The organism is Sphingomonas sp. (assembly GCF_017744835.1).
GTDB lineage: Bacteria > Pseudomonadota > Alphaproteobacteria > Sphingomonadales > Sphingomonadaceae > Sphingomonas.
Window position 1 is genome coordinate 20560 of the sequence record NZ_JAGIAM010000002.1, and the last position, 13064, is coordinate 33623.

9 protein-coding genes and 1 tRNA gene are annotated in these 13064 nt (G+C 69.5%); 3 read left to right on the forward strand and 7 right to left on the reverse strand.

Annotation, left to right across the window (positions count from 1 at the left end):
• Window positions 1-127 precede the first annotated feature (127 nt).
• Both mscL and J7500_RS06175 read right to left on the reverse strand, forming a co-directional pair.
• Entirely contained in the window at window positions 128-544 is a 417-nt protein-coding gene (gene mscL, locus J7500_RS06170; RefSeq protein ID WP_294060727.1) for a large conductance mechanosensitive channel protein MscL, read from the reverse strand.
• A gap of 94 nt (window positions 545-638) precedes the next feature.
• Window positions 639-809 carry a DUF1508 domain-containing protein gene (locus J7500_RS06175; protein ID WP_294060728.1) on the reverse strand — a complete coding sequence of 57 codons (171 nt, stop codon included), beginning with the start codon at window positions 807-809 and terminating at the stop codon, window positions 639-641.
• A 110-nt stretch (window positions 810-919) separates the two neighbouring features.
• Between J7500_RS06175 and J7500_RS06180 the strand changes: the two genes are divergently transcribed.
• Window positions 920-1438: a DUF4136 domain-containing protein gene (locus J7500_RS06180; protein WP_294060729.1), complete on the forward strand. Its 519-nt coding sequence runs from the start codon at window positions 920-922 to the stop codon at window positions 1436-1438.
• On the opposite strand, the gene J7500_RS06185 is transcribed toward J7500_RS06180, so the two are convergent.
• The 4 genes from J7500_RS06185 to pcaF all read right to left on the reverse strand — a co-directional run bounded on the left by J7500_RS06185 (window position 1371) and on the right by pcaF (window position 7232).
• Window positions 1371-3671 (reverse strand): CHASE2 domain-containing protein, encoded by a 2301-nt coding sequence (locus J7500_RS06185; RefSeq protein WP_294060730.1) that lies wholly within the window; start codon window positions 3669-3671, stop codon window positions 1371-1373. The genes J7500_RS06180 and J7500_RS06185 overlap by 68 nt on opposite strands.
• 10 nt (window positions 3672-3681) lie before the next feature.
• A complete protein-coding gene (locus tag J7500_RS06190) occupies window positions 3682-4989 on the reverse strand; it encodes a FecR domain-containing protein (protein WP_294060731.1) in 1308 nt (435 codons plus the stop codon).
• A complete protein-coding gene (locus J7500_RS06195; protein ID WP_294060733.1) occupies window positions 4989-5702 on the reverse strand; it encodes a response regulator transcription factor in 714 nt (237 codons plus the stop codon). Before J7500_RS06195 ends, J7500_RS06190 begins: the two co-directional genes overlap by 1 nt.
• Before the next feature lie 327 nt (window positions 5703-6029).
• Window positions 6030-7232, reverse strand: a complete 1203-nt coding sequence (gene pcaF / locus J7500_RS06200; RefSeq protein ID WP_294060734.1) for a 3-oxoadipyl-CoA thiolase — start codon at window positions 7230-7232, stop codon at window positions 6030-6032.
• A 93-nt stretch (window positions 7233-7325) separates the two neighbouring features.
• Here pcaF and J7500_RS06205 point away from each other — a divergent pair, with 93 nt between their 5' ends.
• Window positions 7326-12395 carry an autotransporter domain-containing protein gene (locus J7500_RS06205; protein ID WP_294060735.1) on the forward strand — a complete coding sequence of 1690 codons (5070 nt, stop codon included), beginning with the start codon at window positions 7326-7328 and terminating at the stop codon, window positions 12393-12395.
• Window positions 12396-12451: 56 nt separating this feature from the next.
• Here the strand turns inward: J7500_RS06205 and J7500_RS06210 are convergent.
• A tRNA-Ser gene (locus J7500_RS06210) sits at window positions 12452-12541 on the reverse strand.
• 179 nt (window positions 12542-12720) lie between these two features.
• On the opposite strand from J7500_RS06210, the gene hspQ reads away from it, so the two are divergent.
• On the forward strand, window positions 12721-13053 hold the full coding sequence (gene hspQ / locus J7500_RS06215) for a heat shock protein HspQ (RefSeq protein WP_294060737.1): 333 nt from the start codon (window positions 12721-12723) through the stop codon (window positions 13051-13053).
• Window positions 13054-13064: the final 11 nt, after the last annotated feature.

The following is a 13064-nucleotide window of genomic DNA, read 5'->3' on the forward strand; positions in this document are numbered from 1 at the left end:
TCCTGGCTCTCGCCCCTGTCGACCGGGGCTGCGCTCGGCGCCCCCGATCAAAGCTGCCGGCTCTGCCGGCGAGATCTTTCGCGTCTTCAATCACGCACCGCCCTGGCATGCGACCCGAGGGCAGCTTTCACTTCCGATTGAGCGAATCGCGGATTTCGCGAAGCAGCACCACTTCCTCGGTCGGCTCGGCGGCGGCTTCCTTGAAGACCTTCGAGGCAGCCCGCACGAGCAGGAAGATGATGAAGGCCAGGATCAGGAAGTTGACTGCGACCGTGATGAACTGCCCATAGCCGAGCAGCGGAACGCCTGCCGCCTTGAGCGCGGCATAGTCGCTCAGCGAGCCCTTATACCCTTCCGGGATCGAGCCCAGGACCACGAAGTGGCTCGAGAAATCGAACCCGCCGAAGATGGCACCGATCACCGGCATCAGGAGATCGTCGGTCAGCGAGCTGACGATCTTGCCGAATGCCGCGCCGATGATCACCGCGACGGCCAGGCCGAGCACGTTGCCCTGCGCCAGAAAGGCGCGAAAATCCTTGAGCATCTATCGATATCCCATTGAAAACTTGGCGGGGCGCGCGAAGCGGGGGGGGAGAATGTTCGCGGCCCCGCCCACCATGCCTGAGCGCGTGCAGAGCTCAGGCGTGATGAACTTCAGCGTCTGCCGACTTCTGGACGTTCTCGATGCAGCGAAGCGCGCTGTCCTTGGCCTTGTAGCCCTCGGACGAGGTGGCCAGGATGTTCCCGTTGGAATGCTTCAGCCGCCAGCGAAATTCGCCGCGACGATCCTTGTAGACTTCGAATTTCATGTTCTTCCCCGCGAAACAATAATGATGCTATTTGCTTAGCACGCAGCCTTCCGGGGTGGGTGTAAACAACAGTAACGGCCGTCAGGCCGTAGTGAAAGCGGGATAGAGCCATGAAATCGCTTGCATTTGTTCTGGCTTCGGCGGGGCTGCTCGCCGGCTGCGCTGCGCGCCCCGTTGCTACCGCGGCCAGCTATGCTCCCGGTGTGCCGGCGAGCGCCCGCAGCTTCGCGGTGAACGCAGCGGCGGACGACGACTCCAAAGCTGCGGCTCGGCAGGTGGAAGCGCGGCTGCGACAGCTCGGCTATGCGCCGGCGGCGAGCAATCCCGACCTGCTGGTCGAAGTGAGCATGGCGGAGCGTGCCCGAGGCGTCGGCGCCTTCACGCCGGGCTGCACCGCACCCGACTGGACCGCCCGCTCCGGCAAGAAGTGGTTGATGGGCGGAGGCACCGTCCAGACGCTCAACGTGCGCGTGCTCGATGCCCACACGTCCGCGCCGGTCTATCAGGGCTCGGCGAGCCTGCGCGCGCGCAGCGGATCGGCGGAGGAACATATTGCAGTGCTCACTGCAGCGGCGCTTCCCGGCGACCCGCGCCAAGCGGCAACTGCGCCTGCCCCGTCGCGCTGCTAGGCGGAGCGTTCCCCGGGCAATAGGGAATGCGCAGCTCGAAGCGCGTCCCCTCGCCCGGCTTGCTCCGGCAGGAGACGGTTCCGCCGTGCCGCTCGGCTACCGAGCGCACGAAGGTGAGCCCCAGCCCGGCGCCCTCCGAGGCGGCGGGATTGAGCCGGCGAAACGGCTGGAAGAGCAAGGCGACCTGCGCCTCCGTCAATCCCGCGCCTTCGTCGTGCACCCAGATCGTGACTTCGCCACGATCCTTCTGGATGCCACAGCGCACGGTAGACGCCTCCGGCGCATATTTGATCGCATTGCCCACCAGGTTGATCACCGCGCGCGTGAGCAGGCCGCGGTCGCCGCGGACCAGCACTTCCTCGTCGCAGCCATGCGTCTCGACCGGCATCCGCCGCGCCGAGGACTGGGGCCAGAGATCGTCGACCGCGTCGAGCACCACGTCGTGCAGATCGACGTCGTCGAACGCGATCGGCTGCGCCTCCGCCCGCGCCAGCTGGACGAAGCCGTCGGCGAGCGCGAGCGTGCGGCGGGCATAGCCCTCGATCCGCTTCGCGACGCCCGGTTCGACCGCGTCCCTGGATTGACGGAGCACGGTGAGGATCGATGCCTGGGGCGAACGCATGTCGTGCGTCAGGAGCTGGAGCGCCTCTTCGCGCTGGCGCGTCGCGGTGCGGAATTCGGTCACGTCGGCGAGGCGCAGCACCCAGGAGGCGAGCGCGCCTTCGCGGTCGCGGATCGGCGACCAGCGCACGTCGAAGATGCGGCCGTGACGGTCGCGGATCTCGGCGGGCAGTGCGTCCTTGCCCGGCGCACGCTCCGCGGCGAGCGCGGAGTCGTTGGCGAGCTCGGCCACTATGGGCGAGAAGTGCCGCCCCTCGGCGGCGCCGAGCAGTTCATGCGCGCGGTCGTTGAGCATGCGGATATGCCCGTCGGCGCCGATCACGATCGATGCGTCGGGAAGCCCCTTGAGCGTGTCCGCGATGAAGTGCTGGAGGTCGCGCGCGCGGGCGATCGCACCGCGGAGCAAGTCGATTTCGGTCTGCACCGTCTCGCCGGTCCGGTGCTCCACCGGGAGCAACAGGTCGGGATCCCTGCGGAAGCGCTCGAGCTCCTCGTGCATGTAGCCGGTGGTCGCCTCCAGGCGGCGCCAGCCCCACAAGGGATAGACGGCGACCAGACCGGCCAGCGCCGCCACCGGCGAGGCCCATATGCCGTCAAGCAACAACATCCCGGCGCTGAGCACAAAGATGCCCGCGGCGAGCGCGAGGCCGAGGAGGAAATTGAACCGCGGTCGCGCCCGCAGGAAGCCGGCCAGCAGGATCCAGAGCGGGCCGAGCGCGACGGCGTAGCGCAGCCAGGACGCTGCAGGCGTTATCGCCCGGCCCGAGATCAGCGCCTGGACGATGTTGGCGTTGAGCTCGACCCCGGGCATCAGCGCATTGGGCTCGGCAAGCGGCGTCGCATAGGCGTCGCTCAGCCCTGTGCCAGTCGCGCCCACGAGGACGATCTTGTCCCTGAAGAAGGCCGCGGGAACCCCGCCTTCGAGCACGGCCGAGAAGGGAACGGTACGATAATGCTGCCGCGCGCCCGAAAAGGGAATGAGGTACGAGCGCGCGCGCACCAGCCCCTCGCCACTCGCCTGCTTCGGCAGCGCGCAGGCCACGCCGGCGGCGCGGCACGCGGCGAGCGCCGCGACGTGCGGCCAGAGCCGATCGCTGCGTCCCTCGGCGAGATGGACCCGACGCACGATCCCGTCCTCGTCGGGCGACAGATTGGCATGGCCGATCGACGCGCCCGCCGCTCGCAGCGGGGCGATCGGCTCGACGACCGTCACCGCTTCGCCGTTGCGCCCCGGCACTTCGACGTAGAGCGGCAGAATGGGTCTGGCCGCGGCCGCCGCGCGGGCGAGCTCAGCGTCGTGCGCGGTCGGATCGACGAACAGCACGTCATAGAGGATCACGCGCGGCCCGGCCGCCTGGAGCCGATCGAGCAGGCGCGCGTGGATGTCGCGTGGCCAGGGGAAATTGCCAAGCCGGCCGATGCTCTCGTCGTCGATCGCTACGATGATGATGTCCTCGCTCGCCGGCTGGCGGGCGAGCAAGGTGAGCCGATCGTAGACGAGATTGTCGCCGCGGCGGAACAGATCGGCCGAGACCGCCAGCGCCAGCGCGCCGGTCGCGAGTATGGCGACCGTCAGCCATTCCGCGAAGATGCGGCGGCTGCGGCTCACCATGCCGCGACGGTCAGCGGCGCATCGGTGCTACCCGCAGCTCCTGATAGTCCATCCATTTGGACTGGCGCTTTCCATCCTCGATCAGGCTGCTCTCGACGCGCCAATAGTAGGTCCCCCCCGGAAGATCGGTAATGACGATCTCGCTCCCCGTCATCTCGGCATTGTCGATGATCGGCTTCGCGCCCGGCGCCGGCGCGATCTGGAAGCGGAAACGGCGATCGCCCTCCCCGCCCGCGCGCCAGCGGAAGCGCAGGCAGCGCGTCGCCGGGCAATCGTCGACTTCCGCCGCTTCGGCCGTGATGTTGTTCTGCTTGCGCTCGAAGCTGTTCACTGCGGGGAAGCCCTCGATCCCCTCACGCGAGAGCAACGTCGCGCGGGCGAAGAAGCTGCCGTTCGGCACGTCCGCGAAGCTGAGCTCGGGAGTCGCCGATTCGGCTTCGGCGAAGGTGTCGATGAAGCCCGCATCGGTGGCGAGCTGGATGCGGTAGCGCGCCGCGCCCTCGACCGGGCTCAGGCGGAAGCGGACGAGCGCCTCGTCCTGCAGCTTGTCGGGATCGAGCAGCGCGGGCTTGGGGAGCAGCGCGACGGGCGCGCCGGGCCCCTGCGCGGAGGCGACGACGCCTTGCCCGGCCGGAACCTCGACGGTCTTTTCGCCCGCGGCGACGGCGACATGGCCTTCGAGCACGCCGGTTCCCGCCGCGTCCGCCGCGTCGGGCAGGCTGACGCGGAACTTGGTGCCGCGCACCGCCGCGACCGACACTGGCGTGCGGATCTGGAAGCTGTCGCCGCGCTTGATCGGCGTGACTTCGGTTTCGGTGCGCCCCTGGGTGAGAAGGAAGGTCTTCACCGCGGTGCCGGTCAGCACGACGCGGTGCAGACCGGTAACCCGGATCTGCGAGCGCGACGGCAGGGTCAGCAGCGAGCCGTCGGCAAGCTCGAGCGCAAGGAAGGCATTGGCGTCGGTGCGGATCTCGGCACCCTCGCCCACTTCCATGCCGACGCGCGCCGGGGCGCCAGCCACCGTCGCGGCGCCGCGGAAGGCAGCAACCTTGGCGCCGATCGGCTGCGTGCGCAGCAGGCGCAGCGGCAGGTGCAGCACCGAGCCGGGACGCAGCGCGCGCGGGTTGGCCACGCGGTTGATGCGCTGCGCGACGACATGGTCCGCCTCACGCTTGAAGCCGCGCTGGGCGAGGCCGATCAGCGTGTCGCCCTTGCGAACCGTGTAGAGCACCTCATCGGAATCGGCGGGCGCGGTCTGCGCGGCGGCAGCGCCCATGTTCGCCAACAGGGCGGCGCTTGCCAGCAATAGGAGACGCATCAGGCGACCTCCGCCACCGCGCGCGAGTCCACCGTCTCGAGGCGGTAACCGAAGCTGTGGACGGGGGCGAGGCGATAGCCCCGCTCCGGCCGGAGCCCCAGGCGCCCGCGGATGCGGGAAACGTGCACGTCGAGCGTGCGGGTCGGAAGGTCGGGATTGCGGCCCCAGACCGCCTCGAGCAAATGGGTGCGGCTCATCGCCCGGTGCATGTTGCGGAAGAGCGCCAGCGCGAGGCCGAATTCCTTGGCGGTCAGCGTCACTTCCTGATCGTCGATGGCGACGATCAGCGACATATGATCGAAGGTGGCGCCCCAGAGCTCTTCCTTGCCGCTCACCGGTGCCGACATCGGGTAGGTGCGGCGGAGCAGCGCCGCGACGCGCGCGATCAGCACCGCAGGCTCCACGGGCTTGGTGACATAGTCGTCCGCGCCGGCCTGGAGCGCCGCGACAAGGTCCGTGCTCTCCATCCGGCCAGTCACCATGATGATCGGCGGGCAAGGATCGATGTTCTCGCGCGCCCAGCTGAGCAACTGCAGGCCGCTGAAATCGGGAAGATTCCAGTCGAGCAGCAGAAGATCGTAGGATTCCTGGCGAAGCGAGGTGGTGAGCGCGCGGCTCGTCTTGAACGAATGGCAGATGTGCCCGACGCTGGCCATCATGGCCTCGATCTCGGCGCGAAACGCGGGATCGTCTTCAAGCACCGCCAATCGCACCGACAAACTCCCCCGAGCAAAATACGCCGATGAGGAATCTAGTCGGGCTTCGCGCTCGGTGCAAACCGAAGGATCGATATTGCGGCTTTTACGTAGGCGCCCGCCGATCCTCGCGAACGAACTGCCGCCCGGCAACCAGGGACTGCGTGTCATCGGATCCGAAACCCTCTCCGGCCGCTGCTTTGCTCTGCGGAAGGACCTCCACGGGCCGCCCGGCGGCGGGTGTGGAGCTCGCGCCGGCCGGTGAGGCGATCCGCGAAACACTCTTAAGGCAGGAGAGGATCGGGGAGTTGTAAATTAGGGTAACACGGGACTGCCGCGGCCGGATCAGACCCGTTCGAGGAGCAGCGCCACGCCCTGCCCCACGCCGACGCACATGAACGCCATGGCATAGCGCCCGCCGGTGCGGTGCAGCTCCTCGACTGCCGCGAGCGCGATTCGCGCGCCCGACATGCCGAGCGGATGGCCGAGCGCGATCGCCCCGCCGTTGCGATTGGCGCGCGGATCGTCGGGCGGGAGCCCCAGGTCGCGCAGCACCGCGACGGCCTGGCTGGCGAAGGCCTCGTTGAGCTCGATCACGTCGAGCTGCTCGAGCGTGAGCCCGCCGAGCGCGAGCAGCTTGTGCGCGGCGGGCACCGGCCCGATGCCCATCACGCGCGGCGCCACGCCCGCCGCCGCCATCGCCACCACGCGCGCGCGCGGCGCCAGCCCATGCGCGCGCGCCGCCGCCTCGGATGCGACGAGCATCGCCGCGGCGCCGTCGTTGACGCCCGAGGCATTGCCGGCGGTCACCGTGCCGTCGGCCCGCACGATCGGCCTGAGCCGCGCCAGCGCCTCCAGGCTCGTCGCGCGCGGATGCTCGTCGGTGTCGACCAGGACCGGATCACCCTTCTTCTGCGGGACCGCCACAGGGACGATCTCCGCGGCGAGGCGGCCGCTCGCCTGAGCGGCGGCGGCCTTTTCCTGGCTGCGCAGGGCGAAGAAGTCCTGCTCCTCGCGCGTCACCCCCCATTGCCGGGCGACATTCTCGCCGGTCTCGGGCATCGAATCGACGCCATAGGCAGCCTTCATCGCCGGATTGATGAAGCGCCAGCCGATCGTGGTGTCCTCGAGCTTCTGGTCGCGCGCGAAAGCAGCGTCGGCCTTGCCCAGCACATAGGGCGCGCGGCTCATGCTCTCGACTCCACCCGCGATCATCAGCTGCGCGTCGCCCGCGCGGATCGCCCGTGCGGCCGAACCGACCGCGTCGAGGCCCGATCCGCACAGCCGGTTGACGGTCGAACCCGGGACCTGCTCCGGAAGGCCGGCGAGCAGCACCGCCATGCGCGCGACGTTGCGATTGTCCTCGCCCGCCTGATTGGCGCAGCCGAGGATCGCGTCGTCGACGGCCTGCCAGTCCACGCCCGGATTGCGCTCGACCAGCGCGCGAATCGGCACCGCGGCAAGGTCGTCCGCGCGCACTGCCGCCAGCGCGCCGCCGAACCGGCCGATCGGCGTTCGCACCGCGTCGCAAATGAAGGCGTCAGTCATTCGGCAGCTCCCATATGCTTCACGGTTCGACGCAAAGCCATTGAAGATCACCCGGGCATTCGGGGCTGTAAAGGCACGAACAGGGAGGCGCTTGTGGGAAAGAGTCCGGCCCGGCCAGTCACGCGTAATGCAGTGTTCGACAACGGCAGCTTCACTCCTTTCCTCCTCGGCGTCGGACTGGCGCTCACGCCCCTCTCCGCCCACGCGCAGACCAGTACAGGCTCCGGCGATCCGCCACAGGCGCCGGAGACCAGCGCCCAACCGGAAACAGTCGCGCTCGCCGCAGCCGCGCCCACGTTGCGGTTCTGGGACGGGAGCGACCTCGCGCGGCACGAGAACGGCGTGGTCGACGGCGGATCGGGCATCTGGAGCCTGACCGAACCCAGCTGGACCGACACCAGCGGCACCACCAACGGCCCGATGCGCCCGGTGCCTGCCTTCGCCGTCTTCCAAGGCGCTCCGGGCACGGTGACGATCGACGATTCGCAGGGAATCCCCTCGGTCACCGGCATGCAGTTCCTGACCGACGGCTATCGCCTCACCGGCGGCAAGCTGCGGCTCGATGGCGGGGCCTATACCTCGATCCGTCCGGGCCAGGGCGTGACCACGCGGATCGACGCCGAGATCACCGGCAGCAGCGGGCTGTTGTTCAACGATTTCGGCACGCTGATCCTGACCGGCGCCAACAGCTACACCGGCGGCACGCGCGTCGACGCGGGCACGCTGATCGGCGACACCCGATCGATCCGCGGCGACCTGGAGAATGCCGGCACGGTGATCTTCGACCAGGCCGAGGACGACACCTTTACGGGCGGGATCAGCGGGCTGGCGAGCATCTGGGGCTTCATGGTCAAGCGTGGCCAAGGCACGCTTACGATCGGCGGCGGGGGGCTCGACTGGCGGATCGACGAAGGCCGGCTCGTCTCGCCCGGCGTGAGCCTGGGCGGCAATATCGAAATCGGCGCGGCGGGCAATCTGACGCTTACTTCCGGCGGCAGCCCGGGCGACGCGGTCTATCGCTACGCGCTGTCGGGGAGCGGCGGCTTCGACGTCGCCGGAGCGGGGACGCTGGTGCTCGCCGCGAGCTCGACCGGCTTCACCGGTCAGGCGCGCGTGACGGGAACGCGGCTGCGCGTCGACGGCGCGCTCGGCGGGAGCCTCGCGGTCGGCTCGCTCGGCGTGCTTTCGGGCACCGGCCAGGTCGGCGCGGTTACGGTCGGCACCGACGGGCACCTCGTGGGGAATGGCGGGAGCACGCTCACGCTCGCCAGCTTGACGCTCGGCTCGGCTGCGAACCTCGACGTGACCTTCGCCGGCACCACCGCCCCCGCGCTGTTCGCAGTGACCGGCGATCTCACGCTCGACGGCAAAATCAACATCGCCGGCAGCCTGCCGCTCGACCCGGGCATCTATCGCCTGCTCAGCTATGGCGGGCAGCTCACCGATCGGGGCCTCGTGCCGGGCACGCTGCCCGAATGGCAGTCGGCCGACGCACTGTCGGTGCAGACCGCGGTACCGGGCCAGGTCAACGTCGTCGCACAGGCGTCCGACAGCCCGCTGCGCTTCTGGGACGGGGGCGATGCCACGCGCTACGGCAATGGCGTGGTCGACGGCGGCGACGGCACCTGGCGCAACGGCGATCCGAGCTGGACCGGACAGGGCGGCACCAGCAACGGCCCGGCCGATCCGGGCGCCTTCCTCGTGTTCACGAGCCCGGGCGGGCAAGTGACGCTCGACGCGAGCAACGGCGCGCTCTCTGCCGGCGGCATCCAGTTCGCCTCGACCGGCTATCGCCTTTCGGGGGACACGCTGACGCTCGCCGGCGGCGGCGCCACCGTGATCCGCGTCGGCGACGGGAGCCAGCTCTCGTCCGGCATGACTGCCGAGATCGCGGCGCCGATCGCCGGCGACACCGCGCTGGTGAAGCGCGAGGCCGGCACGCTGATCCTGACCGGCGCCAACAGCTACAGCGGCGGCACTCGGGTGGAGGCCGGCACGCTGATCGGCAGCGCGGCCTCGATCCGCGGCGACATCTTGAACACCGGCACGATCGTGTTCGACCAGGCGGCCGACGGCAGCTTCGGCGGCTATATCGGCGGGTCGGGCGCGATGGCGAAGCGGGGCGCGGGCACGCTCACTCTCGCGGGCGGGACCTTCGCGCCCTGGACGATCGAGCAGGGCGGGCTCACCGGATTCGTGCGGAGCGACCTGCAGGTCGGGCTGGCCGCCGACATCGCGATCGGCAGCGCGGGCCGTCTCACCATCACCAGCGACGGCACCCAGTCCGCGGGAGATTACAACGGGCGCCTGACCGGGAGCGGCCGTTTCGACGTGAAGGACGTCGCGCTGCGCCTGGCGGGCAATTCCAACAACTTCTTCGGCGAGACGCAGCTCACCAACGCGTCGCTGCGCGTCGACAACGAGTTCGGCGGGACGGTCTCGGTGGGCGCCGGCAGCACGCTTTCCGGCAACGGCGACGTCGCGGGGGCCACGATCGGCGCCGGCGGCACGCTCGAAGGGCGCGGGGGTACCACGCTTGGTTTCACGCGTCTCACGCTGGATCCCGGCGCGATCGTCGCCGCGCGCTTCACGACATCCGATCAGCCGGCGCTGTTCCAGGTCAATGTGGGGCCATTGGTGCTCGACGGAACGCTCGACGTCGGCGGCTCGGCGCCGCTGGGGGAAGGCATCTACCGGCTGTTCAGCTACGACGGACAATTCACCGACAACGGGCTCGAGATCCGCGCCCTGCCGCCAGGGCAGCAGGCGGGCACGCTTTCGGTGCAGACCGCGACGCCGGGGCAAGTCAATGTCGTGTCCGCCAGTGGCGATCGCCCGCTGCGCTTCTGGGATGGCGGCGATGCGACCCGCTACGGCAATGGCTTGGTCGACGGGGGGCCGGGCACCTGGCGCAGCGGCGCCGCGAGCTGGACCGGCGTCGACGGCACCGCCAACGGCACTGCCGGAGCGGGCGACTTCGCCGTGTTCGCCGGACATGGCGGGCAGGTGCTGCTCGACGATGCCGACGGGGCGATCTCCACTGGCGGCATGCAGTTCGCGGTCTCGGGCTACACCCTCTCGGGCGACACGCTGACGCTCGGCGGCGGGAAGCGCACCGTCATCCGCGTCGGCGACGGCAGCGCGGCGTCCGCGGGCATGACCGCAGAGATCGCCTCGCGGATCACGGGCAACAGCTATCTGGTAAAGCGCGACGCGGGCACGCTGATCCTCTCGGGCGACAACGACTATATCTTCGGCATCCAGGTCGAAGGCGGCACGCTGATCGGCAATGCGCGATCGATCCGCGGCGACCTCTCGAACGCGGGCACTGTGGTGTTCGACCAGCGCGAGAACGGCACGTTCAAGAGCGGCATCACGGCGCTGGACGGCGTCGCGGGCACCGTCGTCAAGCGCGGCAGCGGCGACCTGACGCTGAACGGCCCGAGTTCGCTCGACTGGACGATCGAGGAAGGACGCGTGCTAACCAACGCAGGCCGCTTCACCGGCGATGCGACGCTGCGTTCGGGCGGGACGATCGAGTTCGCGAGCGCCGCGGACACGCGGTACCTCGGCACGCTCTCAGGCACCGGCCGGCTGGTCAAGGCGGGCGCGGGCAACCTTGCATGGGGCACTGATTCGCGCGGCTTCACCGGCGATACTCTGGTGCGCACCGGATCGCTGACCGTCGACGGCGCGCTGGGCGGCAGGCTGACCGTCGCCGGCGGCGCGGCACTCGCCGGGCGCGGCAATCTGGGGTCGGTGCGCATCGATGCGGGCGGCCGCATCGCGCCGGGCCCGTCGATCGGTACGCTCACGATCGCAGGCGACCTGGTGATCGCGCCGGGCGCGCGCTACGAAGTCGAAGTCGATCCCACGGGCACCGCCAGCGACCGGATCGACGTGCTGGGCAGCGCGACGCTGGCCGGCACCGTGGCGCATATCGGCGCCAACGGCACCTATCGCCCCAACGCGACCTACACGATCCTGACCGCGCAGCGCGGAATCCAGGGCCGGTTCGACGCGGTGACCTCCACCTATGCCTTCCTCAACCCCAGCCTCGGCTACACGTCGAGCGCCGTCACGTTGACGCTCCAGCGCAACGACGTGCGCTTCGACTCGGTCGCCGCCACGCCGAACCAGCGCGCGACCGCCACGGTGGCCGAAGCGCTGGCACCGGGGAACACCGCCTATGACGCAGTGGTCACCGCCGACGCCCCGGGCGCCCGCCAGGCATTCGACAGCCTGTCGGGCGAGTTCCACGCCTCGCTGCGCACGGCGCTGGTAGAGGCGAGCAGCCTGTCACGCGATGCGACGCTCGCCCGGCTGCGCAGCCCCGCCCCGGATACGCCGGGCATCACCATGTGGGGCCAGTCGCTCGATTCGTGGAGCCGCCGCGCTAGCGACGGCAATGCCGCGCGGCTCGACTATGCCTCGACCGGCGGGCTTGCCGGATTCGAGATGCAGGCGCCGGGCGGCGGCTTCCGCATCGGCATGCTCGCCGGCCACAACCACGACGAGCTGCGCGGCAAGGGCAATGCCGAGATCGACAGCTACCATGCGGGGCTCTACGCGGGCGGCACGACCGGGCCGCTGACGCTCGGCGGCGGATTGGTGTTCAGCTGGCAGGACGTGGCGGCGCGGCGCGCAGTGGCCTTCTCCGGCTTTGCCGAGGGGCTGCGCGCCACCTATCGTGCCCGCACCGCACAGGCGTTCGCCGAGGCGGCCTATCGCCTGGACATGGGGCCCGCCACAATCGAGCCCTTCGCCAATGTCGCGCATGTCCGGCTCGACATGGGCGGCGGGCACGAGGTGGGCGAATCCGCGGCACTGGCGTTCGACGGCGATTCGATGCGCACCACCTTCACGACGACCGGGCTGCGCGGCGAAACCGGCTTCGCGCTCGGCGGACGGAAGCTCACGCTCCGAATGTCGGCGGGCTGGCGGCACGCGTTCGGCGACCGGCTGCCGATCGTCGACGCGAGCCTGGCCGGCCAGCGGTTCAGCGTCGCCGGCCTCCCGATCGCGCGGGACAGCATGGTCGGCGAGCTGGGGCTGAACGGCGAGATCAGCAAGTCGCTGCGGCTGGACCTGACCTATGGCGGCGCGCTGTCGAGCAAGGCGCAGGATCACCGCGCGCGCATCGGGCTGAGCTGGTCGTTCTGAGGATTGGTGCCCTTGGGGCCGGAGCGTCGCTGGTCCGACGCTGTCTCAACGCCCCGTGGCGGAGAGGGTGGGATTCGAACCCACGTTACGGTTGCCCGTAAACCGCATTTCGAGTGCGGCGCATTCGACCTCTCTGCCACCTCTCCGCATGGGGATGACGCGTTTTGGTCCCTGCTCGGGACCGGCGCGCCGGTCGATGAGGGCGGGCCATTAGCGCACCGATTCACGGATCGCAAGCGGTCCTTGTGCGAGAGCGAACTGGCATTAGATTAGTTGCATGACTCATGTGCCAGGTTCCGCGCGTACCTTCGAACTCGGAGTGCCGATGCCGCCGGTGGCAACCGCCCGCTTCGCGATCGGAGACGTGGTGAAGCACCGGCTCTTCGATTTCCGCGGCGTGATCTTCGATATCGACCCCGTGTTCGCCAATTCGGACGAATGGTACGAGGCGATCCCCGAGGACGTGCGCCCGCGCAAGGACCAGCCCTTCTACCATCTCCTCGCCGAGAACGCCGATTCGACCTACATCGCCTATGTCAGCCAACAGAATCTGGAGGCCGACGAGAGCGACGAGCCGGTCGACCATCCCGCGATCGGCGGCCTTTTCGAGCGCTATGCCGGCGGCCGCTACGAGCTGAAGCGCGAGCATCGCCACTAAGCGAGAAGGGG